This window comes from Collinsella sp. CLA-AA-H167 (genome assembly GCF_040095305.1).
In the GTDB taxonomy this organism is placed as follows: Bacteria; Actinomycetota; Coriobacteriia; order Coriobacteriales; family Coriobacteriaceae; genus Collinsella.
Map to the genome: position 1 here is coordinate 18,751 of NZ_JBBNGA010000001.1, position 23,644 is coordinate 42,394.

Below are 23,644 nucleotides of genomic sequence, written 5' to 3' on the forward strand. Positions count from 1 at the left end.
TTTGGGGAAGCATATGGGTCTTGAGGGAATCAAGCTGATTGCATGCGATTTGGACGGCACGTTGCTGCATCCGGGGGAGCGCGAGCCGCGTTCCGAGGCCTTTGAACTCATCGATGAACTGCATCGTCGCGGTATCGTGTTTATGCCGGCGAGCGGCCGTCAATATGCGAGCTTGCGCTACCTGTTTGCCCCGGTGGCCGATGAGCTCGCCTATGTATGCGAAAACGGAGCCCTGGTGATGAGCGAGGGGCGTGCCGTTGTCAAGCGCTCTATGGAGCGTGACCTGGCGATGGATATCGCGAATGCCGTGGTCGCCTACCCCCATGCCGACGTTACCCTTTCCTGCGAGGGGCACCTCTACACCATAAGCGGCAACGATGCGTTCGTCGACCATTTGCGCTATGAGGTCCACTGCGATGTGGCGGTGGTCGGCCGTCCCGAGGACATCGACGAGGACGTCATTAAGATTGCCTTCCAGATGCCCGAGGTGGATCAGCCGGCGGCCCTGGAGTATTTCGAGCGCCTCTTTAGCGACCGTGTTGACGTGATGACGTCGGGAACCGAATGGACGGACTTTATCGGTTTCGGTTCGGGCAAGGGCTCCGCGCTTGCCGATTACGGTCGTGCCCTGGGTATTTCGCCCGATGAGATGATGGCGTTTGGCGATAACGAAAACGACCGCGACATGCTCAACGTAGTGGGCCATCCTTATCTAATGGAGAGCTGCAATCCCTCTATGCGTGGCATCAACGACCACGTCCGCTACGTGCGCACGGTCGAAGAGGAGCTGCGCCGTCTGCTCGCCGAGTAGGTTTTCGGGACATACCTAGAAATCTATTTTTTGCTGCAAAGTGCGAAAAGGTGGATTTAAGGCATGTTCCAAACATTTACCGGCAGTCGGGGCAGAGACCCTCGAAGATGGTGTAGTGCGACGTGACGTGCCAGCCGATTTGCTCGGATGCCTTGGCGTCGAGCTGGGCATCGAAGGGGAGTGGCACGTCGATGACGCGGCTGCACGAGGTGCAGATGATATGCGCATGCGGCTCGATCGTGCGATCGAAGCGGCTGCCGCCCGGCGTCTTGATGGAGAGGATCTCGCCGGCGTCGGCCAAGAGATTGAGATTGCGGTAGACCGTACCGCGGCTGATTTTGTCATCCTGCGCGCGCACGACGTTGTAGATTTCGTCGGCGGTGGGATGGTTATAGCTTTGGCGCACGGCGTCAAGAACCAGCTTTCGCTGCCTGGTATTCCTTCTTTGCACCGCCATGCGCCTCGCCTCTTTTCTATCAACGGTCGTAGGTAAATGATACCGTATTTAGCACACAATACTAATAACGAGGCGTGAAACCGTCTTCATTGGCAAGTGGGGCTCGGGCCTGGGCGTCTACGAGGCGAAAACGCGTTCCCATGCGCTCGTAGGAGGCATGAAGCGCCTCGAGATGAGATAGGACGTTTGCCGGAGCTCCCTGTATCTCCATCTCGACTGAGCCGTCTTCCATATTACGCACCCAGCCGGTGAGGGAGCGTGCCTGCGCGAGGTTGGTGTTGGTAAAGCGAAAACCAACGCCTTGGACTTGCCCCGCCCAGCGCAGGAAATAGCGCAGGGGAGTGTCTTGAGTGGCCTCGTCGCTTGCGAGCACGGTAAGCCTGCGGCGCAGCTCGAGCTCGACGTTTGATGGTTTTTGAGGCTCTCGACTGCCTCCGGTGACGCTGGAGAAGAACGTATCGAAGAAGCCCATCGCTATGCCTGCTTGCCTGCGTCGGACGGGAAGGTTATGCCGGCCTGCTGGCGCACGGCATCCATGATGCGCAGTGAGACGAGCGTGACATCGCGGTAGTGGCCAAGCTCGTGGCGTCCCGCCGGGGTCTCCCAAATCTCTTCCTTAACGTTATCGATGCCGCCGATGGCGGTGATAAAGTCTGTGAGTTCGTATTCCATAGTGTTGCTCGATTTGGGCAGGTCGAGCACGCGGCCGTTGTCGCCCTGCTCGCGCGGTGCCTCGGTCGCCGAGCCGCGTACGACATCGCCGCGATAGTCGATGCGGACGTTGCGGGGCGTGGACAGATGGTCGATCTGGATAGTGCCACGCTCGCCTTCGATCTGCGAGGGCAGCAGGTCATTCGTAATTTTGGAGTGCGCGAGCTCGACGGAGATGCTGCCTCCGCCATAGCTGGCGAGGATGGAACCGCAGCCGTCGATGGGGCCGTGCGTGAGCTGTCGCGTGGTGGGGTCGAGTAGAGTAGTCATGCTCGTAAGGCCGGAGGGCATGCCGAAAATCTCGACCATGGGCTCGACGGCGTAGACGCCAATGTCCATGAGGGAACCCGATGCCATATTGCAGTCGAAGATATTGGTGGCGCGTCCCGCGAGAACCTCGTTGTAGCGCGAAGAATACTTGCCAAAGCGCAATGAGGCGCGGCGGATGGGGGCGATCTCGCCCAGGGCGTCCTCGATGGCGTGGAAGGCGGGATCGTGGAGGGGACGCATGGCCTCGAGGGCCACGACACCTGCTGCCTCGGCAGCGCGGAAGACTTCCAGCGCCTGCGCTTCGGTGGCGCAGAAGGGTTTCTCGACGATGACGTGCTTGCCACCGGCGATGCAGGCAAGAGCCTGCTCGTAGTGAAGTGCGTTAGGGCTGCCGATATAGACGGCGTCGACGTCGGCGGCTGCCGCAAGCTCATCGAGCGACGTAAAGTTTCGCTCGCCACCGCGCTCGGCGGTAAAGGCAGTACCGCGATTGGCGTCGCGTGAAAGCGTGCCCACAAACGCGGCTTGGTCGTTGGCGTTGACGACTTGGATAAAGTCGTCGGTGATCATGGATGTACCGATGGTCGCGATGCGCAGCATACGTCTCCCTTGCGTTGTTTGGTCTACAGGATGAGTGTAGCGCGTGGGGATATAAAGCTGCGCGAAAACGCTATTACAGGTCGCTCTCGTTAAAGCCGGTGTCGATATCGAGGTTGCTGCCGTCGGCCGCCGTGGTGGCGAGCTCATCACAGCGCTCGTTGAGCTCGTGACCGGCGTGACCCTTAACCCAGATGAACTCAACCTTGTGCTTGCTTTTGGCGGTGAGTAGGCGCTCCCACAGGTCGCGGTTCTTGACGGGTTGCTTGTTGGCGGTTTTCCATCCGCGCTTTTTCCAGCCGTCGATCCAGTGCTTGTTAAAGGCGTTGACGACATACTGCGAATCGGAATGGACTTCGACCTCGCATGGGCGGTTGAGTGCCTCGAGCGCCACGATAACGGCCATGAGCTCCATGCGGTTGTTGGTGGTCTTGGCGTAGCCGCGCGAAAGCTCGGAGGTAAAGGTCTTGCCGGCGGGGTTGGTGTATTTGAGCACGGCGCCGTAGCCGCCGCGTCCCGGATTTGATCGGGCCGAGCCGTCGGTATAGATGATGACCTTCACGGGCTTCCTTTCGTTGGGTACGTTTCGTGTGAGTGACCATTGTAGCGCCATGCCCGCCGGGGGCTAGCAATCTACGATTTCTACCCCGTCTTCCGACAGTTAGTTGGCACGGATGATGCGGTTGAGCTCGTCGAGGTATTGCTGCAAGAGGGGAGAGGGCTTGCGCTCGTCGTGCATGATATAGCCTACGTGCATCGTTGGGGCGTCTGCTAACGGGATCGATGCCATACCCCATTGCATTTCATTGGAGAGGACACCGGTCGACAGGGTGTAACCGTTCGACGTGATAAGTAAGTTAGTAAGTGTTCCGCGGTCCGAGATTCGTATGTTGCGGTCGCAAGGGATATAGCTAAAAGGTTCCTCGGCGTAATAGAAGGAGCTCGAGGTGCCTTGCTCAAAGCTGTAGCGCGTATAGGGTGTAAGGTCGGCAAGGGACAGCTGCGGGCGGCGTGCGAGCGGGTGGCGCTCGCTAACGAAGACGTGGACCGTCGCGTCGAAGAGGGGATGGAAGCTTGCACGGGCATCGGCGAAGGCCTTCTGCAGAACGCGGGCGTTAAAGTCGTCCAGATAGAGGATGCCGATGTCGCTGCGAAACGCGCGGACGTCATCGATGATCTGCGACGTGGTGGTCTCGCGCATGATGAATTCGAACTTGCTGTCCCGGCAGCGCTCGACGACGTTGACGAAGGCCTCGACCGAAAAAGCGTAATGCTGGGCCGAGATGGCAAGGCGCGCCTGGGGCGTGCCGCCGTCCTCGTAGCGGGCCTCGAGCATATCGGCCTGCTCTACGACTTGACGCGCATAGCCCAAAAGCTCGGTGCCGTCGTTGGTGAGCGTGACGCCGCGGCTGGAGCGCGTAAAGATCTCCAGATGGAGCTCCTGTTCCAGGCTTTTGACGGCGTTTGAGATGTTGGACTGAGCAGTATAGAGGCGTTGAGCTGCGGCGTTGATTGAGCCGGACTCTGCCACGGTGATCAGAAAACGAAGCTGCTGAAGGGTCATCGACGCCATCCTTTCGATAGTTATCTATAAAACAGATAACAAGTTAGCGCTTTTAAGTGATTGACCGAGGGAGACAATGCCCGTACTATTCAAAACACACAAAGGCGGTAGGTTATTAAGCCGACCACGGAATCGGGACGCGAAAGGAGGCCCGCATATGAATTGCTTACCAAGACGAATGCCGGGCTCCTGTTTGCGCCCGTCGGCGTGATCAGGAGACAGCGACTTACTTCTCTCTTTTTACTTACTTTCGTTCGATCAAGGAGATCATCATGAGCCAGTTCATCAACAACCCCGAGCACACCTTTGGTTTCGATACCCTGCAGCTGCACGTTGGCCAGGAGAGCGCCGATCCCGCTTCCGACTCCCGTGCCGTGCCGATCTACCAGACCACGAGCTATGTGTTCCGCAACTCCCAGCACGCCGCCGACCGCTTTGGTCTTGCCGACGCCGGTAACATCTACGGCCGTCTGACCAACTCCACCCAGGGCGTCTTCGAGGACCGTATCGCCGCGCTCGAGGGCGGCGTGGCAGGTCTTGCCGTCGCCTCCGGCGCTGCTGCCATCACCTATACCCTGCAGGCTCTTGCCCAGGCTGGTGACCACGTGGTGGCTCAGAAGACCATCTACGGTGGCTCCTACAACCTGCTGGAGCATACGCTCTCCCAGTTTGGCGTCGAGACCACGTTTGTCGATGCCCATAACCTGGAAGAGGTTGAGGTTGCCATCAAGGACAGCACCACGGTCATCTATCTCGAGACGCTCGGCAACCCCAACTCCGACATCCCCAACATCGACGCCATCTCCGAGATTGCCAAGAAGCACGGTCTGCCGGTTGTCGTCGACAACACCTTCGGCACCCCGTATCTGTTCCGTCCGCTGGAGCACGGCGCCAACATCGTCGTCCACTCCGCAACCAAGTTCATCGGAGGCCACGGTACCTCGCTGGGCGGTGTGATCGTCGACGGCGGTAACTTCGATTGGAAGGCGAGTGGCAAGTACGCCCAGATCGCTGAGCCCAACCCCTCCTACCATGGTGTTTCGTTTGCCGAGGCTGCCGGTCCCGCCGCCTTCGCAACCTATGTCCGCGCTATCCTGCTGCGTGACGAGGGCGCCTGCATCAGCCCGTTCAACGCCTGGGTCCTGCTCCAGGGCACCGAGACTCTGTCGCTGCGCGTCGACCGTCATGTCGAGAACACCAAGAAGGTCGTTGAGTTCCTGGCTGGCGACAGCCACGTCGCCAAGGTGAATCACCCGAGCCTGCCTGAGCACCCCGATCACGAGCTCTATCAGAAGTGCTTCCCCCGTGGCGGTGCTTCGATCTTTACCTTTGAGATTAAGGGTGGCCAGGAGGCTGCATGGAAGTTCATCGATCATCTGCAGGTGTTCTCGCTGCTCGCCAACGTGGCCGACGTCAAGTCGCTCGTCGTGCACCCGGCTACCACCACGCACTCCCAGCTCTCTGCCGAGGAGCTCGCCGAGCAGAACATCACGCCCTCCACGATCCGTCTTTCCATCGGTACCGAGAACGCCGAGGATATCATTTGGGATCTGAAGCAGGCCTTTGCCGCGCTGGACGAGTAAGGCGACTTGTGCAAGGACCCCTTGCGACTCGATAGGTATAACTGCATAAAATGCCTGCTCAAGGCGCCTGTGCGAACAATGGTTGCACAGGCGTCGTTTTTGCATAGAGAGGGTGCAAAAACAGGGTTTTTGGCATGCTTTATGCATTCGAGTTGTGGAAAACTCCTGTTGAGAGGATGTGAGTTTTACGCAATTGACGTGCGCCTTTTGAGTAAAACCGCAGGTCGCGATTTGCTCGGGGTACTATGCAGCGCGATTAAATCACACGTAGCTCACACGCAGCAAAAACGCACTACGGAGGTTTCCAGCTACATGAGGATCGATTCACGAAAACCGAAAGCCGCCGCCCTTTCCGCCGCTCTGACCGTGGCACTTTTGGCGGGCGCCGGCGCAACTGATGCCCACGCGGCGACACTATCCGATACGGTCGGATCAACGCCGTCCGAGGCGACGCTGGTGCAGCCCGTTGACTACCGCGGCGACGGTTATGGCTCTATGCAGGAGTGGAACGCCTCGATGGGGGCAAAGCGCGATTCCCTGGAGATGCGCGCTCAGATCATTATGAATATGTATGGCGACTATGCTACCGATGACGAGCGCGCTGTGTTGCAGGGCTGCATCGACGGTGCGGGTAGCCTGTTGACGATGGGGGAAGTCGACGCCAAGTCGACCGAGCTCGACGAGCTTCGCTCCACGCTTGAGGATGCCAAGCGCGAGGCGCTCGAGGCTGCCGCAGCCGAAGCCGAGGCCGCTGAGGCCGTTCAGGCTTCGTATTACAACGCCGGCTCCGGCTCGTCTTATACGTCTGCTGCGTATTACGCGAACGGCTCGGGTCTGACGCGCTCGAGCGGCGTCAATAACTATAACGGCCGCCGCGAGACTTATTACAGCAGCAACGTGTTGTATCACCACCGCACGGGCGAGTGGACGCAGGATTCCGAGGGCTTTTGGCGCGATTCCGATGGTTACTACGTCGTTGCCGCGGGCGATAAGGCCCAAGGCTCTACGTTTACCGGTTCCAAGGGCGAGTGCAAGGTCTATGACTCCGGCTGCGCTGCCGGAACCACCGACTACTACACTGGCTGGTAATCTGCCATAAGCCAATAGGACATGACGGGCGGGCGTCTTTACCGAGCCTTTGGGCAACGTAAGGGCGTTCGTTTTTTGTGCGTGCTTGAGTTAACAGAGCGCTTACTGTGGCAGTACGCCGCGCATATGGGCGCAGGGCACACTAGTTCATGAGAAATAAGGTCTTTCTCTTGGAGGAAGTGGTCTTGTGAACGCTCGAGATATCGCCGTTGCCGTCGTCGCATTGGTGCTTGGTTGCCTTGGTCCTACGGCCGCGCTCATTGCGGGCGTGCAGGGGTCATGCGGGGCTGCTCCAATCGTGGTCGGCGCGCTGATTGCGGCCGCGCTGCTGGGAAGTGCGGGTGTAGTCCTTTGTCGCGACGATGAGGGCCAGGCCTCGGAGTCGCAGCTCTAACCGTCGGGACATCGACTACTGGTTATAGATGAAGATGAAAGCCGCCGTAAGGGGAGTGCCCTTGCGGCGGCTTTGCTGTTGAGTCTGTTGACGTGGTGAGTCGGGCGCTACCAGCTTGCCTCGATATCGCGAATGCGCTGATAGAGCCATTCGTTCTGCGGTGCCTGGATATCGTGCTTGGCCGCCAGACGGCAGATGGTGCCGGCGAACTCCTCGACCTCGGTTTTGCGCCGCGCGACGCGGTCTTGCGCCATCGAGGGCATGCCGGCGGGATCGATTCCTTCGATGAGGTGCACCATCTGCGTCAGGTCTGCCTCGGTCAGCTCAACGCCCTCGGCGTTGGCGACCGCAAGCGTTTCGCGCATGGCGGAAACAAGGCAGCGACGCTGCTCGGAGCCCGGCTCCGTGGCACTTCCGTACGTGCCGCCGTAGGCCATGCAGGTCTGGTTGATGCCGTCGTTGAGCATGAGTTTGGCCCACATGCGGTGCGCAATGTCGCTCTCGACGGTGTGTGCGATGCCGCAGCGCGTGTAGAGCTCGTCGATTGCGGTGATGGCTGCGGGATCCGTACCGGCCGCCGCGCCAAAGCGGATTTCGCCCGTGTTGGTAAAGGTGAGCTCTCCGTTGAGAAACACAGCGTCCATGCCCTGGCAAATACCAAGAACGGTATGCTCCCAGCCAAAGCGCTCGGCAATCTTTTGCTCGCTCGTGATGCCGTTGCACAGCGAGGCGATGAGCGTATTGGGTCCCACGACGCGCTCCATAGTCTTGAGTGCTTGGTCGAGACCGGTGGTCTTGACCGTCAGGATGACCAGATCGGCGGGCGTTGCCTTGCTGGCGCGGACGGACTTGAGCGCACAGGGCTTGCCGTTGACGGTGAGCGCATCGTTTGCGTGACGCTCAAAACGGGCGTCATCCATAACGTATTCGACGGCGTCATTGCCGAGGGCCTTGGCAATCATGCTGCCGTAGAGCAGGCCGACGCCGCCCTTGCCGATAAAGGCGATCTTGTTGATCTGCATGCGAATCATCTCCCCATATAAAAGGCGCCCGCGTAAGGGGCGCCTGATGGATTGTATGCTGCCGGACCATGCTGCGTGCACCGGATGGCCGTATTTGTTTGTTGCTCCTTTCATCGGGCTTTTTGCTGATGTTAAAGCGGTGCCGTGACAGCTCGATTTCTGCTGCGTTACGATACGTTCTCGATTGCGATTCCACGATGTTTCGGCTGCGTGACCATTGTGTTTCGCCTTGCCGGGGCGCTGATGGCGAAGGGAGGGTCTGTGCAATACCGCGTTGACCCCAAAAGTGGTAACCGAATATCCTCTCTGGGTCTGGGCTGCATGAGATTTCCCGGTGCGCCGGGGCACCCCGATGCGAAGACGGCCGATGCCATCATTTCCCGTGCGGTGGAGCAGGGGATTAATTATCTGGACACCGCCTATCTCTATCCCGGTAACGAGGCGTGCGTGGGCGCCTCGCTTGGGCGCCTGGAGCTGCGTGACCGGGTGTTGCTGGCGACTAAGTTGCCGCACGCTTCGTGCAAATGTGCGGAGGATTTCGACCGCTTTTTTGACGAGCAGCTGCACCGTTTGCGGACCGACCATATTGACTACTACCTTATGCACAACATCACCTCGCCCGCCCAGTGGGAGCGCGTGGTGGCGTTGGGCATCGAGGACTGGATTGCGCACCAAAAGGCTGCGGGGCGTATTCGCCAGATAGGTTTTTCGTACCACGGCAGCGCCGCGGACTTCCTCACGATGCTTGACGCGTATGACTGGGATTTTTGCCAGATCCAGTACAACTACGCTGGAGAGCGCTACCAAGCGGGAACGGCGGGACTCATGGCGGCTGCGGAGCGCGGGCTCGCGGTGTTTGTGATGGAGCCGCTTTTGGGTGGACGCCTGGCGGGCAAGCTGCCTCCGCGGGCCCGCGCCGTGCTCGATGGCGCCCGTGACCCGCATTTGCGCACTCCTGCCGCCTGGGGACTTTCGTGGGTGTGGAACCATCCTCAGGTCACGATGCTGCTTTCGGGCATGACCGATACCGCACAGGTGGACGAGAACGCGGCATTGGCGGATCGCGCACTGCCGAATTCGATGACGACAGAGCAGCTCGATACCATCGCACGTGTGCTGGCGGAGTTTGAAAAATCGAATCGCGTGCCCTGCACGGGATGCGGCTACTGCATGCCATGTCCCAAGGGTATTAACATTCCCGGCTGCTTTGCCGCTTACAACGCGAGCTATGCGCACAGCTGGTTTACGGGGCTGTCGCAATACTTTACGGCGAGCGCGGTGCGCACGAGCGAGCCCAAGCTCGTGAGCAATTGCGTCAAGTGCGGCAAATGTGCGCGTCACTGCCCGCAACACATCGATATCCCCGAGCGTCTCGACGACGCGCGCCGACGTTTCCAGCCTGGCCCCGTAACGGCCGCGCTTAAAGTCTTCAGCAAAACTCGCTCCTCATGACCCTTTTATATCTTGTGATGGAATAGTTCCTGTTTGCGGCAGAATAAGGCGATAGCAGGAACTATTTCGTCGCAACTGAAGGGAGCTGTCGTGGGCCATCGGGATTCATGTGATGATTTGCGTGAGGTTCGTTGGGGCGTTTTGGGCGCTGGGCACATTTCGCATCGATTTGCATCGTCGCTCAAGAAGGTCGACAGGGCACGGCTTGTGGCTGCCGCCGGTCGCACTCCTTCGCATGTTGAGGAGTTTTGCAGGGCGTTTTTGATCGATGCTGCGCACAGTTATGTCACGGCTGACGATGGCGGCGATGCGGCTTATGATGCGCTGATTGCCGACCCCGATGTCGACGCAATCTACTTGGCTCTTCCGCATGGTATGCATACGCGTTGGGCCTGTCGCGCGCTGCGCGCCGGAAAGGCCGTGCTGTGCGAAAAGCCGGCCGTTTTGAGTGAGGAAGAGGCTCTCTCGATTGCCTCCGCCTCTCGCGAGTGCGGCGTGCTGTTTATGGAGGCGATGAAGAATCGGTTTTGCCCGATGCGCACTCGCGTGGAGGACTTGCTTGCGTCGGGCGAGCTCGGCTGTATCGTCTCGATCGAAAGCGTGCAAAAACTCGATTATGGTGAGTCCCCTTCGAGTTATCTGCTCGATCCGTTGCAGGGCGGCTGTCTATATGACATGGGCTGCTATGCGGTCGGGTGGTTTGAGGATTTGCTTGCGGGTGCGTGCGATGTTTCGTCTCGTGAAGTTCGCTGGCGTGACGTATCGGGCGGCCGCGTGGATTGGGCCGATGAGATTCATATGAGTGTCGGCGGTATACCCATTCATATGGTGTGCGACGGCAAAGCAGCATATGAAAGCCGCTTAACGATTGCCTGCGAACGGGGTTCGTTGGAAATCGAGCGCCTCCATCGCCCCGAGCTCGCCCATGTGAAGTACTCCGACGGTCGAGTGCTCGAAATCGACGCCCCATTTGAGGTCGATGATTTTTACGGCGAAGCTTCGCATGCGACTCAGCTCATCCGGGCGGGGAAACTCGAGAGTCCCGTCATGCCCCTTGCCGCCACACAGCGCTGCGCGCAGATCATCGATGCGATTCGCTTGACGCTCTAGGCTGCGGTGCTGCTGCTCAAGGGGGCTCGGCGGACCGTGCCCCTGATGCCCCTTTTATATCTTGCGGTGGAATACGGTCTGTTTGCGCCAAAATAAGGCACCAATAGACCGTATTTCACCGCAACTGATGAGGGGGAGCTGGAGATGCTAACGATCGGGTGTCATCTTTCGACGACGAAGGGCTATCGGGCGATGGGGGAGACGGCGCTATCCATTGGCGCCAGTACCTTTGCATTCTTTACGCGCAATCCGCGCGGCGGCAAGGCGAAAGACCTTGACATGGATGATGTGGCGGCCCTGCGTGACCTTATGGCGCAAAATGATTTTGGCCCACTCGTGGCGCATGCCCCCTATACCTACAATCCCTGTTCTGCCAAAGAGCGGGCGCGCGAGTTTGCCTTGGAGGCCATGGCCGAGGACTTGCAGCGTCTGGAAGCGCTGCCCGGCAACTACTACAACTTCCACCCCGGCGCGCATGTGGGGCAGGGTTCCGACGTCGGCATTCAGATGATTGTCGACACCCTGTGCCAGGTGATGTTTGAGGGGCAGCAGACGACGGTGCTGCTCGAGACCATGGCGGGAAAGGGTACCGAGGTGGGCCGTAGCTTTGAAGAGCTGGCGCGCATTATCGAGGGTGTTGCCGCCAGGCGTCCAGAGCTATCGGACAAGCTAGGCGTGTGTCTGGACACCTGCCATGTGAGCGATGCCGGCTATGACATCATCCATGATCTGGACGGCGTACTCGACGAGTTCGATCGCGTGGTGGGTATCGACCGCTTGCATGCCGTACACATCAACGATTCGAAAAACCCCTGTGGCGCCCATAAAGATCGTCACGAGTGCATCGGCAAGGGATACCTTGGCAGCGAGGAGTTTGGCGGCGGTATGCAGGTTATGCAGAATATTGTATCGAATAGCCGCTTGCGTGCACTTCCATTTATTTTGGAGACGCCGAACGAACTTGCAGGTTATGCGGTGGAAATTACGCTATTAAGGTCGTTACAGCAGTAACGACTGTCACAAAGTGGAGTATTCCATGCACGTTGTGCGTTTGTTTCAATCAGTTTTCTAATTGCAGATTCGCACTTACGGGTGCATAATAGCCAACAGTTTTTGCAGACCTCTGAATCAAACGAGGTCACCGGAAGGAGACTGATTATGAAGCTCAAGAAGCTTGGCGCATTTGCCGCCACGGGCGCCATGGCGCTCGCCCTCGCACTGACGGGCTGCGGCTCGTCCAACGCCACCTCTGGTTCCGATGCCGGTTCCAGCAGCTCTGACAACGCGAAGGTCGAGAAGGTCGACGGCTCCAAGAAATATGCGCTCGTCAAGGACGGCACGCTGACCGTCGGCACCTCTGCCGAGTATGCGCCGTTTGAGTATAAGGATGATAACGGCGACTACCAGGGCTTTGACCTTGAGCTTGTCAAGGCTATCGCTGACAAGCTGGGTCTGGATGTCGAGTACGTCAACAACGACTTCGACACGCTCGTCCCCGGCGTTGCTTCGGGCGCCAAGTATGACGTCGCCATCGCGGCTATCACTGACACGCCCGAGCGTGAGAAGGAAGTCGCGTTCTCCGACTCTTACTACATGGACGATCAGGCTATCGTGACCAAGGTCGATAACGCCGACATTACGGCCGATAACTACAGCGAGAAGCTCAACAATGCTGACGCCACGATCATCGTCCAGTCCGGTTCGACTGCCGAGGCCTTTGCTCAGGAGAACTTCCCCAAGGCCAAGATCGTCCCCTATAAGGACGCCACCGAGTGCTTCAGCGCCCTGCAGTCCGACAAGGGCGACGCCGTGGTTACCAATCGCTCCGTTGCCAGCCAGCTGACCGCCGAGCAGTTCAATACCTGCCATACGGTTAAGCAGATCAGCACCGGTGAGGAGTATGCTATCGCCATCAACCAGGGCAACACCAAGCTCAAGGACGACATCAACCAGGCCATCAAGGACCTGACCGACGACGGTACCGTTGACGCCCTCATGGCTAAGTACAACATCAAGTAAAATAGTCACTTGATTGCGCGCGGGCCCTTTCCGTTTTGGCGGAGAGGGCCTTTGCGGTTCTTGAATGGGCACGATACCGCCCCGTTATGTCGGCAACTTAAACGTTAGGAGCCACCTTGTCTCGATTGAACCAAGGAGCTATGGGCCAGAGCCATCCGCTGCCCTCGATGCTCCAAAAGCTAGCCTGTGCTCTGGCTGTGGCGCTCGCCCTGGTATGCGCGGGGGCCTGCGTGCCCTCGACTGCTCAGGCGCTTGAGACCGCAAAGATCACCGCCCGACCCAATACCGGTTCGGGCAGCGACGTGGTCGGCGGCACCGAGACCCGCATCACCTGGGAGGTCCAAGCCGATGCCGATGAGGAACTGAGCGGTCTTTCGCTGACGTTTGCCGATGGTACGACCTTTGGTGCGGACGACACGCGTCTGACGATGCTCTCGGGCGATGACCTTATGGACCGTACGCCCATGAAGCCTACGTGCAAGGTCGACGGCCAGACGCTCAAGATCGATTTTGGCGAGACGGCGCCCGCCGGCGGCTATTTCCGCGTCGAGGTCTACGGCGTGACCTTCCCCGTCGAGGGTGGCGACGAGGACTTTAGCGGCACCTGCACTTTGGCCGATGGTTCGACCAAGAAGATCTCCAAGATTCCGTCGGTGGAGATCAAGGGCGTGACGGCATTCGATAGCTTCCTGGCCGACCTTAAGGGGCAGCCGTGGGTCAAGGCATGGAATTCCAACATGTTCCTTCGCCTGTTCCTGAACCCGGTCATTTTGGTCCAGAGCCTGCCGATCGTCTTCAAAGGCTTCCTCATGTCGCTCTCGATCGTGCTCGTGGCGTTTCCGCTGGCAATTCCCTTTGGCTTTGCCTTGTCGCTCATGCGCATCTCCAAGTCGCGCATCCTGCGTTGCCTTGCCGGCATCTATGTGAATATCATCCGTGGTACGCCGGCGTTCCTGCAGATCTACATCGCGTTTTTTGGCCTGCCGCTGGCCGGCGTCAAGGTTGACGACTATGTGCTGGGTGTCATCGTCATGGCCATGAACTCGTCCGCCTATCTGTGCGAGATCTTCCGCGCCGGTATTCAGTCAATCCCCAAGGGCCAGAACGAGGCCGCGCGCTCGCTGGGCATGAACGCCTTCCAGACACTGCTCTACGTTATGATTCCGCAGACGTTCCGCAATGTTTTGCCTACGTTGACCAGTGAGTTCATCCTGCTTTACAAGGATACGTCGCTGCTTGCGGCCGTGGGCGTGGTCGAGATCGTCATGAACGCCCGCACCATCGTGGCCACGACGGGGTCCATCACGCCGTATGTGGTTGCCGCCCTGTTCTACCTGGTCATCACCCTGCCGCTTGCCCGCTTGGTGAGCGGTCTTGAGGCGAGGCTTTTGGGTACGGCCGAGACCAAGAAGAAGCATCCCGCCAAGAGCGCCGGGCAGGTCGTCGCGACGCCCGCCGATCACATCGCCGGTCTGTAAGGAGGTCCTATCATGAGCGAAACCAATAACTCGAACGAGGTCGTCGTCAGCATCAAGAACCTCCAGAAGGCCTTTGGCGATAACGTGGTCCTGCGCGATATCGATTTGGATGTGCACAAGGGCGAGGTCGTCGTAGTCCTAGGTCCTTCGGGCTCGGGCAAGTCGACGATGCTTCGCTGCATCAATCGTCTGGAACATCCCACGAGCGGCTCGATTGTCGTTGAGGGCGTGGACGTGTGCGCCAAGGGCGTCGACCTTAACAAGGTACGTACGCATCTGGGTATGGTGTTTCAGCAGTTTAATTTGTTCCCGCACCTGTCAGTCAAAAAGAACGTCATGCTCGCGCAGCAAAAGGTACTCAAGCGCAGCAAGGAAGAAGCCGAGAAGATTGCCGTCGAGGAGCTGACCAAGGTCGGTCTTGCCGAGCGTATCGACTTTATGCCGAGCCAGCTCTCGGGCGGCCAGCAGCAGCGCGTTGCCATCGCCCGCGCCCTGTCGATGAACCCTCACGTCATGCTCTTTGACGAGGCCACGTCGGCGCTCGACCCCGAGCTGGTTCGCGACGTTCTGGGTGTCATGCGCGACCTGGCACGCGACGGCATGACCATGATCGTCGTGACGCACGAGATGGGCTTTGCCCGCGACGTCGCCGACCGCGTCGTCTTTATGGACGGTGGCGTTATCGTGGAAGAGGGTACGCCGAGCGAGGTCTTCGACCACCCCAAGAGCGAGCGCACCAAGGCGTTCTTGGGAAATATCTCGTAGCCGGTTGATGTAACTGCCGTTACAAAAGAGCGGGGGCTGGACTTGAATCCAGCCCCCGCTCTTTTGTAGGGATGGGGATGCGCTGTGATACAGGCTCTTTTGGAGGCCTGGTTTCGTTACGCGAGCTCGGCTCCGAGGGCCTTGCAGGCCGCCTCGCCCTCATCGTCGGGCGCATCGTAGCAGATGGTGGAGTCCACGACGTTGACGCCGGCCTCGTCGGCGTCGGCCTTCCAGTTGTCCATCCACTCGCCCTCGGCCCACGAATAGGAGCCAAAGAGGACGACCTTCTTGTCGCCGAGAATCTCCTTGACCTCGTCCCACATCGGCTGGAACTCATCGTACTCGAGTTCCTCGGAGCCCATGGCGGGGCAGCCGAAGGCGAAGGCATCATATTCGGCGGCCTTGTCAGCAGAGAAGTCGGCGCAGGGGATGACCTCAGTCTCGGCACCCGCGGACGTGGCGCCTTCGGCGACGAGGTTTGCCATGGCCTCGGTGTTGCCCGTGCCGCTCCAGTAGACGACGGCGATCTTGCTCATGTTGAGTCCTTTCAGTTGTGCGGCAGGTTGCCGCGGCTTCTATGTTCTATCGGGTTGCCTGGGCAAGTTGCGCCAAGCTGCAGCCCTGCTGATAGACAAAGGTGAGGTATTGAGTGCAAGCGCGGTAGGCGTCAAACATCGCAAGCGCTTGCTCGACATTCGTGTAGACCTTCCAAGCTCCAAAGACCTTGTAGTTCTCGCCGCGCTGGACGATAAACTCGTGCACGTCGTCGTAGGGATATCCAAGGAAGTAGCCTATTTCGTGCGGAAACTCGCAGGTGCAGTCGTTGCTGCAGCTAGCTTGCTGGGGTAGTGCGCATCGAGTCTGGCTACAAGCGCATTCCGCGACGTTATTGCTCGCGAGCGTGATGCGTGATGCCAAATGCACAAGGCATGTCGAAAGGTCTCTCGTGTCGTAGCCTTCCGAGGCGAGCGCTGTTTGGGCGCGAGGGTCTGCGAAATAGGTGGCGAGGCTTTTGGCTCGGTACACGTACACGAGTGCTCCGCAGGGCCGCCAAACCAAAACACTCAGGTGGATGCCGAGCGGGTCAAGCTCGCGATTGCACTGGGCGATAACGTCGAGCAGGCGTGCTCGGCGTTCTGCAATGGTTTCGGTTGTGGTCGAGCCGTCCCCGTGGGCGTAGGTGCCTGGATAGGTAAAGAGCGATGCCGGCTTGATGCCCGCGAGCGTGGGAGAGCAGTTGCGCACGACTGCCGCCTGAAACGTTGGGATGTCTATGGTTCGAGTCACGGCGCTCCTTACGGATCTAAACTGTTAGCCTAGGAAAACTTATACACGAAAGTAAGCCATGGTCAACAAAAAAGTTTGAAGAGGGAAACTAATTGACCGAACAGACATGATTTTGGGTTAAGATGGGGGCACCCCATGGGGGTATCTAGATAGTGCTACTTGAAAGGGGAGCGCATGAGTGACTTGCTCAACCCTGCGAATCTCATCGTGCTGGCCGTCATTGCCGTCGGCATGTTTTTTGGACTGCGTCGCATTGCCGCTTCGACACACGGGAAGAGTTGCTGCAGCGATGGTACGAGCGGCAAGAAGGCCAAAAAGGTTGTTGTGGTGGATACCGATGCGTCACACTATCCCTATAGCGATGAGCTGCTCATCGGCGGCATGAACTGTGACGGCTGCGCTCAGAACGTAGCCAATGCCCTCAATGCGCTGGATGGCGTGTGGGCAACGGTGACGTATGCGGACCACACGGCACGCGTGCGCTCTAAGCAGCCGGTTGATCGTGGTGTCCTCGAGACGGCCGTGAAAGACGCGGGCTACTACGTCATGACTCTGTAAGCGCCGCCCTGGATGCGCTTCCTTGGCTAGGCTCGTCCGCGCAGTTCGATGTCTTGGATGTCGTCGAAGTCGATGGCGATGTCTCGGAGTTTGAGGAGCTTGAAGGCGGGGAGCGCCTCGTCGAGGATGCCGGTGCGGCTGCGATAGCCGTATGTATCGTAATAGGTGACACGAATCAAGTCGCCACGTTTGAGACCCTCGAGCTTTTTAGAAAGCGCGAGGGCTTTTTCTTCCGTGAGCTCACGTTTTGGCTCGACGGTGATTTCCTGCTTGCGCACGAGTTCGTAGTATCCCGTGAGGGCGGCAAAGGGCATAAACTGTGCGGCGCGGTTGGCGCGCACGGCACCGTTGGCAGTGAGGTTGGGGTCGGCGGCGCGGCGTCTGCCCTCGGGGTCCGCCAGGCGCTCGAAGGCGGTCGGCGGGCGCACGGGCTGCTGCTTGGGTTTAGGCACGATGTCCTCCAACTTGGCCGTTGCGTTCGCGCGCGGTGGCGCCGGCGGTAAAGCTTAATCCCTTGACGAGCGCGTTCTTGCCGTACTTGCCTTTCACGGCCAGGACGGCGCGCGCCAGGTCGCGCTCGCGCTCATCGGCCTCGATATCGCTGAACAGATCGATGGTGGCAAATTCCTCGGGCACAAGATTGCCAAATCCCAGGTTGATGCGCTTGACTGGTCGTTTGGGATCGACAGTCTGCGCCCAGAGCTCATCGAAATAGCCCATGATCTTCTTAAACGAATTGGTGCGCTCGGGCAGCTTGCGCGAGGCGTTGGAGTGCGCTAAGAGTGCGGCATAGCCACCGCGCGGTTTGCCGCCATGCTCTCCCACAAAGATGCCATCGATAGCCTGCGCCTCCCGCACCAGGCGGCGCCGTTCGTCATCGCGCTGGACGGGCTTGGGCGCACGGGGCGCGAGCTCAGGGCCGGCGGTTGCGGTGGGTTCGATGCTCGACGTGCTCGAGCGTAGGTGTCCGCATCCGTCCACATATTGCGCTGTACCGCTGGCGTCGAGGCGGCGTATGTCAGCTCGTTCGCTCGCATAACCCACAAAGAGCGAGATGCTGTCGCAGACCACGTGCTTATCGACTAGGTCCAACACGGCGTTGTCGACCATCTCGCGCAAGACGGTGTAGGCCTGCTCATAGGCATAGCCCTTCGAGAGCACCTGCCCTGTGGTGGTCGAGGTCGCTTGCGGGCGATAAGCTTGGATATCGGCGATGGTTGTCGGCTCACGCCCGAAGGCGTGGTCGATAAGATATTCGGCATTGACGCCGAGTTCGTCGTAGAGCAGGTTCTCGTCGAGCGCTGCGACCCCCATCAGGTCGTAGACACCGTATTTCTCGAGACGGGCCGCCACGCCGGGGCCGATGCCCCAGATATCGGTGATGGGGCGATGGGGCCAGATCTCCTTGCGAAAGGTCTCGTCGTCGAGTGTGCCGATGCGACTGGGCACATGCTTGGCAGTGATGTCGAGTGCTACCTTGGCCTGGAATAGGTTGGGGCCGATGCCGACCGTCGCCGTGATGCCGGTGCGCGCGAGGACCTCGTCGCGCAACATGCAGGCGAAGCCTTCCGCATCGGTGTGATAGAGGTCCAGATATGGCGTCACGTCGATAAAGCACTCGTCAATTGAGTAGACGTGAATGTCTTGCGGACTGACGTATTCCAGGTAGATACCGTAGATTTGCGCCGACACCTCCATGTAGTGCTGCATGCGCGGTACGGCCTTAATGTAGTCGAGGCCATCGGGTATTTCGAACAGGCGACAGCGGTTGTGAATTCCTAGGTCCTTCATAGCCTGCGTGATAGCGAGACAGATGGTCGTGCGTCCGCGCGATTCGTCGGCAACGACCAGGCACGTCGTGAGCGGGTCGAGCCCGCGGTCGACGCACTCGACGCTGGCATAAAACGTCTTGAGGTCGATGCAGATGTAGGTGTGCTGCTCGTGCGCCATCCGTGCCCCTTCATCAAACACATGTTCTTATCGAATACATGTTCGATAATACCCGCTTGCGCGGACATCGTCAAAACCTGTCCCTTTTTGGCAGGTATGGTCGTGCGGCTGCATCGGGTTTTAACGCAGCTCTAAAGAGTGCGAAACAGCTCGGAAAAGCTTGCTTCGTAGCATGAGCCTAACGATTGATACCGCCTATACGCACGGAAGGGTTGTGGGAAAGATGGTCAACTATGGGTTTGGTATGCCGACGCGCTTGGTTGCGGACGGGGATGTGGCTCGCTGGTGCGGGCGATTGGTTGCCCACTATGGCGGCACCAAGGCACTGGTCGTTCTGGGAGGCGACAAGCACACGCGTGATGAGCTCGTCTCGGCGGCGCTGGGCTCGCTCGATCGCGCCCTGCTCGAGCTCGTGCTTTTCCGCTGCGGCTTGGTCGGGGGCGACGGGGGAGACGATTTGGCCGATGAGGCCGTAGCCCTGGCGACTGATGAGGGCGTGGACTTTGTCTTGGCGATCGGCGATGCCGATACTGCCGGCTTTGCACGCGAACTCGCCCGTCGCATGGCGGCGCTCGATGCCGGCGGAGACGGCTTTGTGCCTTATGGATGCATTGTCTCGGAGGGCAAGGTGCCTGCCGTCGTGGGCGCCGGCGAGGTTCCCGTTTTTGCCATCATCGCGCCCGAACTGCTGGAGGGCATCGGGTCTCCTCTGCGTGAGTTGCTCGGTAGCGTCTGCGCCGCGGCCTAATATTTGGCATAAAGGGATGGGTTATTTTTGGTAGGTAAAGCGTTTGACCTGCCAAAATAAACCTGTCCCTTTTTGGTCGGTTGCCGTTTGGGGGCCGATTGGCAACGCTCGCTGATTATAGTCTTGACCTGCGCTAGAATAGTGGCATCTGAATGTCCGGGCGCATGGAGGCGTGTGCCCGTATGCCGAGGAGGACTCTATGGCAACTGTTGCCGCACCTATCGATGCTACGTCGACTGACGCTTGGAAGGCGCTCGAGGCTCATCAGGAGAAGCTCGAGGCCGAGGGTATCGACCTCAAGGCCTGGTTCGCCGCCGATGCCGAGCGCGTGAACAAGCTGAGCTTTGACGCCGGTGACCTGCACTTCGATCTGTCCAAGAACCTGGTGACCGATGAGACCGTCAAGCTGCTGTGCGATCTTGCCCGCGAGGTGAAACTCGAGGAGCGCCGCGACGCCATGTTCTCCGGCGAGCACATCAACACCACCGAGGACCGCGCCGTCCTGCACACCGCGCTGCGCCGTCCGGCAAGCGAGAAGGGCCAGCTCATCGTCGACGGCCAGGATGTCGTCGCCGACGTGCACGAGGTCCTCGACCGCATGTATGCTTTCGCCGAGCGCGTGCGCTCCGGTGAGTGGAAGGGCGTAACCGGTAAGAAGATCGAGCACCTGGTGTCCATCGGCATCGGTGGCTCCGATCTGGGCCCGGTCATGGCTTACGAGGCCCTGCGCCCCTACGCCGACGCCGGTATCGATTGTCGCTATATCTCCAACATCGACCCCAACGACCAGGCCGAGAAGCTCAAGGGCCTGGATCCCGAGACCACGCTCGTGATCATCGTCTCCAAGACCTTCACCACGCTCGAGACCCTCACCAACGCCCGCGAGGTCAAGACCTGGATGCTCGAGCAGCTCAAGGCTCAGGGTGCCATCGACGGTTCCGATGAACAGAACGCCGAGGCTGTGGCAAAGCACTTCGTCGCCGTTTCCACCGCACTCGAGAAGGTCGAGGCTTTCGGTATCGACCCGGCCAACGCCTTTGGTTTCTGGAACTGGGTTGGCGGCCGCTACTCCGTCGACTCCGCCGTGGGCCTGTCGCTGATCGTCGTGCTCGGCCCCGAGCGCTTCCAGCAGTTCCTCGAGGGCTTCCATGCCATCGACGAGTACTTCTGCAACACGCCGCTCGAGAACAATGCCGTCGCGCTGATGGGTTTGTTCAACGTCTGGTACGTCAACTTCTTCGGCTCCAAGAGCCACGCCGTGCTTCCGTACTGCCAGTACCTGCACCGCTTCCCGGCCTACCTGCAGCAGCTCACCATGGAGTCCAACGGCAAGCATGTCCGCTGGGACGGCAGCGCTGTGACCTCCGATACCGGTGAGATCTTCTGGGGCGAGCCTGGCACCAACGGCCAGCATGCCTTCTACCAGCTGCTGCACCAGGGCACCGTGGTGGTTCCGGCCGATTTCATCGCCTTCGCCAATACCGCCAACCCCGCAACCGACAGCGGTCAGGATGTCCACGAGCTGTTCCTGGGCAACTTCCTGGCCCAGACCAAGGCGCTCGCCTTTGGTAAGACGGCCGACGAGGTTCGTGCCGAGGGTACGCCCGAGCAGATCGTCCCGGCCCGCTGCTTTGAGGGCAACCGTCCGACGACCTCGATTTTCGGCGACACGCTGACCCCGTTCGCACTCGGCGAGCTCATCGCTCTGTACGAGCACATCACGTTTGTCGAGGGCACGGTCTGGGGTATCGACTCCTACGACCAGTGGGGCGTCGAGCTTGGCAAGCAGCTTGCCAAGCAGATCACCCCGGCCTTCCACGACGACGCAGCCAAGGCCGAGCAGGACGCTTCGACCCAGGCACTCATCGAGTTCTATCGCGCGCACCGCAAGTAGGATTCGCTGCGAAAACTAACGCATAGCCGACAAGGGCCCGTATCCGTTGGGATGCGGGCCCTTTGCTATCTGGATAGAATGGAATGTATCGGGAGGCGCCTCGACGGGCATCGCAATCGTCGAAGGCGCGCCGTTCATGTTTGGGACAATATGACATTTTTCCCGTTGCAAACAGCGCCGCCGTGGGTGTTCTGTATGATGGCTCAGACAAGGTTGCTCAATGACAGGGAGGCACATATGGCAATCAAAGCCATCGCAATGGATATCGACGGTACGCTCACCAACGACCAAAAGGTCATCAGCCCGCGTACGCGCGAGAAACTGCTCGCGGCGCAGGAGTCGGGCATTAAGCTCATCTTGGCTTCGGGTCGTCCCGCATGGGGGCTGCATGCCTTGGCGCAGGAGCTCGACCTTCAGAACCATGATGGTCTGCTAGTTGCCTTTAATGGCGCGCACGTCGTCGATGCCCAGACCGACGAGGTGCTGTTCGATCAGGCTATGCCTGCCGACGAATTGCATCGCCTGATTGATCACCTGCGTAATTTTGACGTGATTCCTATGATTTCGCTTGGTCGCGATTTGCACGTCGAGGACTCTTACCATTGCATGATCACGCTGCCTGGCGGCTCGCAGAAGAATATCGTCAAGTATGAGCGCGACGCGTGCGATCTTAAGATTCGCGAGGTGGAGAGCCTGCATGAGGTCGCTGATGCTTATCCCGTGGATAAGCTGCTGACGGCGGGCGATCCAGCCTACCTGCAGGCGCATTACGAGGAGATGTATGCGCCCTTTAAGCAGACGCTTTCGGGCATGTTTACGGCCGACTGGTACTTTGAGTACACGGCGCCCGGTATCGACAAGGCCCACGCGCTCGAGGGTGCCCTGCCCAAGCTCGGCATCGATGCCAGCGAGGTCGTCTCGTTTGGCGACGGCCAGAACGACAAGTCCATGATTGAGTGGGCCGGCACCGGTGTTGCCATGGGCAACGCCGTCGATGAGGTTAAGGCAGTTGCCCAGATGGTGACCGCCAATAACAACGAAGACGGTATTGCGGTGGCGCTGGATAAGCTGCTGGGTTAGAATCGCCGATAGTGCATGGTTCGGGCGTCCGCTTGCGGGCGCCCTTTTGTTAGGGAGGGTGCCGTGTCCGCATTTCCGTTCGACGCTGTTATCTTTGACATGGACGGCGTCATTGTCGATACCGAGTATTACTACCTGGGGGAGACTGCCGCGTTTGCCAAGGAGCTTGGGTTGAATCTGACCCAAGAGGAGTTGAACGGGCAGGTTGGTACCTCACATCAGTTCTTCCTGCATATGCTGGTCGATTGGTTTGAGCGCGCCGGTAAAGGGCACTTCACTGGCGAGGAAGCATTGGCCCGTTGGGACGAGTGGGCGCATAAGCGTCCGCGTGACTACCAGGCTTTGATTAACCCGGGCGCTGTGGATACGATTCGAGAGTTGCCGCGCCGCGGCGTTCGCGTGGCGCTGGCGAGCTCGTCTCCCATGGACAGCATCGAGGAAGTACTCTATGCATGTGGTCTGTCGGATGCCTTTGAGTACGTGGTGAGCGGCGAGCAGTTTAAGGAGAGCAAGCCCGAGCCCGACATCTACCTGCATGCGCTGGACCTGTTGGGGCTGCCTGCGGTCCGTTGCTGCTGCGTTGAGGATTCGGTGCCTGGCATCACTGCCGGCAAGCGTGCCGGCCTGACGGTCATTGCCAAGCGCGAGGAGCGCTTTGGCTTTAGCCAGGATGCCGCGGACAAGATCATCGACCAGCTGCCGGAGCTGCTCACGCTTTCTTAGGAGCGCGGTAGTTGCGCGTTTTTCGGGTCTGATGAGTAAATAGCCGACATTTTGGTGCGACACCTAGCATACTTTAAGCTAA

General features: G+C 59.4%; 25 protein-coding genes. 15 read left to right on the plus strand and 10 right to left on the minus strand.

All coding sequences use genetic code 11. The annotated features are described in order from the left end of the window. Positions 1-13 precede the first annotated feature (13 nt). Positions 14-811, plus strand: a complete 798-nt coding sequence (locus AAAT03_RS00115; RefSeq protein ID WP_117757384.1) for an HAD family hydrolase — start codon at positions 14-16, stop codon at positions 809-811. Positions 812-887: 76 nt separating this feature from the next. Here AAAT03_RS00115 and AAAT03_RS00120 read toward each other — a convergent pair whose 3' ends face one another. The 5 genes from AAAT03_RS00120 to AAAT03_RS00140 form a co-directional block, all read right to left on the minus strand. Further along, positions 888-1,268, minus strand: coding sequence for a transcriptional repressor (locus AAAT03_RS00120; RefSeq protein WP_172677978.1), 381 nt, complete (start codon positions 1,266-1,268; stop codon positions 888-890). A 61-nt stretch (positions 1,269-1,329) separates the two neighbouring features. Beyond that, positions 1,330-1,740, minus strand: coding sequence for an acylphosphatase (locus AAAT03_RS00125; RefSeq protein WP_271729708.1), 411 nt, complete (start codon positions 1,738-1,740; stop codon positions 1,330-1,332). 2 nt (positions 1,741-1,742) lie between these two features. Further along, positions 1,743-2,849 carry a Gfo/Idh/MocA family oxidoreductase gene (locus AAAT03_RS00130; protein WP_349102301.1) on the minus strand — a complete coding sequence of 369 codons (1,107 nt, stop codon included), beginning with the start codon at positions 2,847-2,849 and terminating at the stop codon, positions 1,743-1,745. Between the two features lie 73 nt (positions 2,850-2,922). Then, positions 2,923-3,459 carry a ribonuclease HI gene (rnhA, locus tag AAAT03_RS00135; protein WP_117637459.1) on the minus strand — a complete coding sequence of 179 codons (537 nt, stop codon included), beginning with the start codon at positions 3,457-3,459 and terminating at the stop codon, positions 2,923-2,925. 48 nt (positions 3,460-3,507) lie between these two features. Then, positions 3,508-4,410, minus strand: a complete 903-nt coding sequence (locus AAAT03_RS00140; RefSeq protein ID WP_349102302.1) for a LysR family transcriptional regulator — start codon at positions 4,408-4,410, stop codon at positions 3,508-3,510. 272 nt (positions 4,411-4,682) lie between these two features. Here AAAT03_RS00140 and AAAT03_RS00145 point away from each other — a divergent pair, with 272 nt between their 5' ends. The 3 genes from AAAT03_RS00145 to AAAT03_RS00155 all read left to right on the plus strand — a co-directional run bounded on the left by AAAT03_RS00145 (position 4,683) and on the right by AAAT03_RS00155 (position 7,476). Continuing rightward, positions 4,683-5,993: an O-acetylhomoserine aminocarboxypropyltransferase/cysteine synthase family protein gene (locus AAAT03_RS00145; RefSeq protein ID WP_117779259.1), complete on the plus strand. Its 1,311-nt coding sequence runs from the start codon at positions 4,683-4,685 to the stop codon at positions 5,991-5,993. Between the two features lie 312 nt (positions 5,994-6,305). Continuing rightward, on the plus strand, positions 6,306-7,082 hold the full coding sequence (locus AAAT03_RS00150) for a hypothetical protein (protein WP_349102303.1): 777 nt from the start codon (positions 6,306-6,308) through the stop codon (positions 7,080-7,082). Positions 7,083-7,269: 187 nt separating this feature from the next. After that, positions 7,270-7,476 (plus strand): hypothetical protein, encoded by a 207-nt coding sequence (locus AAAT03_RS00155; RefSeq protein WP_117766084.1) that lies wholly within the window; start codon positions 7,270-7,272, stop codon positions 7,474-7,476. A 107-nt stretch (positions 7,477-7,583) separates the two neighbouring features. Here AAAT03_RS00155 and AAAT03_RS00160 read toward each other — a convergent pair whose 3' ends face one another. Further along, a complete protein-coding gene (locus tag AAAT03_RS00160; RefSeq protein WP_233503834.1) occupies positions 7,584-8,498 on the minus strand; it encodes a ketopantoate reductase family protein in 915 nt (304 codons plus the stop codon). 261 nt (positions 8,499-8,759) lie between these two features. Here AAAT03_RS00160 and AAAT03_RS00165 point away from each other — a divergent pair, with 261 nt between their 5' ends. The 6 genes from AAAT03_RS00165 to AAAT03_RS00190 all read left to right on the plus strand — a co-directional run bounded on the left by AAAT03_RS00165 (position 8,760) and on the right by AAAT03_RS00190 (position 15,322). Next, entirely contained in the window at positions 8,760-9,950 is a 1,191-nt protein-coding gene (locus AAAT03_RS00165; protein ID WP_349102304.1) for an aldo/keto reductase, read from the plus strand. 90 nt (positions 9,951-10,040) lie between these two features. Further along, positions 10,041-11,060: a Gfo/Idh/MocA family oxidoreductase gene (locus AAAT03_RS00170; protein WP_349102305.1), complete on the plus strand. Its 1,020-nt coding sequence runs from the start codon at positions 10,041-10,043 to the stop codon at positions 11,058-11,060. 144 nt (positions 11,061-11,204) lie between these two features. Further along, positions 11,205-12,071, plus strand: a complete 867-nt coding sequence (locus tag AAAT03_RS00175) for a deoxyribonuclease IV (RefSeq protein ID WP_349102306.1) — start codon at positions 11,205-11,207, stop codon at positions 12,069-12,071. A gap of 147 nt (positions 12,072-12,218) precedes the next feature. After that, entirely contained in the window at positions 12,219-13,079 is an 861-nt protein-coding gene (locus AAAT03_RS00180) for an ABC transporter substrate-binding protein (RefSeq protein ID WP_349102307.1), read from the plus strand. Positions 13,080-13,219: 140 nt separating this feature from the next. Further along, positions 13,220-14,557 (plus strand): amino acid ABC transporter permease, encoded by a 1,338-nt coding sequence (locus AAAT03_RS00185; RefSeq protein ID WP_349102308.1) that lies wholly within the window; start codon positions 13,220-13,222, stop codon positions 14,555-14,557. A gap of 12 nt (positions 14,558-14,569) precedes the next feature. After that, entirely contained in the window at positions 14,570-15,322 is a 753-nt protein-coding gene (locus AAAT03_RS00190; protein ID WP_055251428.1) for an amino acid ABC transporter ATP-binding protein, read from the plus strand. A 116-nt stretch (positions 15,323-15,438) separates the two neighbouring features. On the opposite strand, the gene AAAT03_RS00195 is transcribed toward AAAT03_RS00190, so the two are convergent. Both AAAT03_RS00195 and AAAT03_RS00200 read right to left on the minus strand, forming a co-directional pair. Further along, complete coding sequence (locus AAAT03_RS00195; protein WP_118289161.1) at positions 15,439-15,858, minus strand: flavodoxin; 420 nt, start codon at positions 15,856-15,858, stop codon at positions 15,439-15,441. A gap of 46 nt (positions 15,859-15,904) precedes the next feature. Then, on the minus strand, positions 15,905-16,609 hold the full coding sequence (locus AAAT03_RS00200) for a DUF3793 family protein (RefSeq protein ID WP_349102309.1): 705 nt from the start codon (positions 16,607-16,609) through the stop codon (positions 15,905-15,907). 174 nt (positions 16,610-16,783) lie between these two features. Here AAAT03_RS00200 and AAAT03_RS00205 point away from each other — a divergent pair, with 174 nt between their 5' ends. Next, positions 16,784-17,167: a heavy metal-associated domain-containing protein gene (locus tag AAAT03_RS00205; RefSeq protein WP_117583897.1), complete on the plus strand. Its 384-nt coding sequence runs from the start codon at positions 16,784-16,786 to the stop codon at positions 17,165-17,167. Between the two features lie 26 nt (positions 17,168-17,193). Here AAAT03_RS00205 and AAAT03_RS00210 read toward each other — a convergent pair whose 3' ends face one another. Then, positions 17,194-17,619: a hypothetical protein gene (locus AAAT03_RS00210; RefSeq protein ID WP_233506767.1), complete on the minus strand. Its 426-nt coding sequence runs from the start codon at positions 17,617-17,619 to the stop codon at positions 17,194-17,196. After that, positions 17,612-19,117 (minus strand): DNA repair protein, encoded by a 1,506-nt coding sequence (locus AAAT03_RS00215; RefSeq protein ID WP_349102310.1) that lies wholly within the window; start codon positions 19,115-19,117, stop codon positions 17,612-17,614. Before AAAT03_RS00215 ends, AAAT03_RS00210 begins: the two co-directional genes overlap by 8 nt. A 223-nt stretch (positions 19,118-19,340) precedes the next feature. On the opposite strand from AAAT03_RS00215, the gene AAAT03_RS00220 reads away from it, so the two are divergent. The 4 genes from AAAT03_RS00220 (at position 19,341) to AAAT03_RS00235 (ending at position 23,562) form a co-directional block, all read left to right on the plus strand. Beyond that, positions 19,341-19,865, plus strand: a complete 525-nt coding sequence (locus tag AAAT03_RS00220) for an iron-containing alcohol dehydrogenase (protein WP_349102490.1) — start codon at positions 19,341-19,343, stop codon at positions 19,863-19,865. Between the two features lie 199 nt (positions 19,866-20,064). Then, the gene (gene pgi / locus AAAT03_RS00225; protein WP_349102311.1) at positions 20,065-21,759 is read left to right on the plus strand and encodes a glucose-6-phosphate isomerase; all 1,695 of its coding nucleotides are present in this window, start codon (positions 20,065-20,067) and stop codon (positions 21,757-21,759) included. Between the two features lie 237 nt (positions 21,760-21,996). Further along, on the plus strand, positions 21,997-22,839 hold the full coding sequence (locus AAAT03_RS00230; RefSeq protein ID WP_349102312.1) for a Cof-type HAD-IIB family hydrolase: 843 nt from the start codon (positions 21,997-21,999) through the stop codon (positions 22,837-22,839). 63 nt (positions 22,840-22,902) lie between these two features. Next, complete coding sequence (locus tag AAAT03_RS00235; protein ID WP_349102313.1) at positions 22,903-23,562, plus strand: HAD family phosphatase; 660 nt, start codon at positions 22,903-22,905, stop codon at positions 23,560-23,562. Positions 23,563-23,644: the final 82 nt, after the last annotated feature.

Coding starts and splice junctions, on each gene's coding strand:
- AAAT03_RS00115 (WP_117757384.1), top strand. CDS start 14: ATGGGTCTTGAGGGAATCAAGCTGATTGCATGCGATTTGGACGGCACG.
- AAAT03_RS00120 (WP_172677978.1), bottom strand. CDS start 1,268: ATGGCGGTGCAAAGAAGGAATACCAGGCAGCGAAAGCTGGTTCTTGAC.
- AAAT03_RS00125 (WP_271729708.1), bottom strand. CDS start 1,740: ATGGGCTTCTTCGATACGTTCTTCTCCAGCGTCACCGGAGGCAGTCGA.
- AAAT03_RS00130 (WP_349102301.1), bottom strand. CDS start 2,849: ATGCTGCGCATCGCGACCATCGGTACATCCATGATCACCGACGACTTT.
- rnhA (WP_117637459.1), bottom strand. CDS start 3,459: ATGGCGCTACAATGGTCACTCACACGAAACGTACCCAACGAAAGGAAG.
- AAAT03_RS00140 (WP_349102302.1), bottom strand. CDS start 4,410: ATGACCCTTCAGCAGCTTCGTTTTCTGATCACCGTGGCAGAGTCCGGC.
- AAAT03_RS00145 (WP_117779259.1), top strand. CDS start 4,683: ATGAGCCAGTTCATCAACAACCCCGAGCACACCTTTGGTTTCGATACC.
- AAAT03_RS00150 (WP_349102303.1), top strand. CDS start 6,306: ATGAGGATCGATTCACGAAAACCGAAAGCCGCCGCCCTTTCCGCCGCT.
- AAAT03_RS00160 (WP_233503834.1), bottom strand. CDS start 8,498: ATGCAGATCAACAAGATCGCCTTTATCGGCAAGGGCGGCGTCGGCCTG.
- AAAT03_RS00175 (WP_349102306.1), top strand. CDS start 11,205: ATGCTAACGATCGGGTGTCATCTTTCGACGACGAAGGGCTATCGGGCG.
- AAAT03_RS00180 (WP_349102307.1), top strand. CDS start 12,219: ATGAAGCTCAAGAAGCTTGGCGCATTTGCCGCCACGGGCGCCATGGCG.
- AAAT03_RS00185 (WP_349102308.1), top strand. CDS start 13,220: ATGGGCCAGAGCCATCCGCTGCCCTCGATGCTCCAAAAGCTAGCCTGT.
- AAAT03_RS00190 (WP_055251428.1), top strand. CDS start 14,570: ATGAGCGAAACCAATAACTCGAACGAGGTCGTCGTCAGCATCAAGAAC.
- AAAT03_RS00195 (WP_118289161.1), bottom strand. CDS start 15,858: ATGAGCAAGATCGCCGTCGTCTACTGGAGCGGCACGGGCAACACCGAG.
- AAAT03_RS00205 (WP_117583897.1), top strand. CDS start 16,784: ATGAGTGACTTGCTCAACCCTGCGAATCTCATCGTGCTGGCCGTCATT.
- AAAT03_RS00215 (WP_349102310.1), bottom strand. CDS start 19,117: ATGGCGCACGAGCAGCACACCTACATCTGCATCGACCTCAAGACGTTT.
- AAAT03_RS00220 (WP_349102490.1), top strand. CDS start 19,341: ATGGTCAACTATGGGTTTGGTATGCCGACGCGCTTGGTTGCGGACGGG.
- pgi (WP_349102311.1), top strand. CDS start 20,065: ATGGCAACTGTTGCCGCACCTATCGATGCTACGTCGACTGACGCTTGG.
- AAAT03_RS00230 (WP_349102312.1), top strand. CDS start 21,997: ATGGCAATCAAAGCCATCGCAATGGATATCGACGGTACGCTCACCAAC.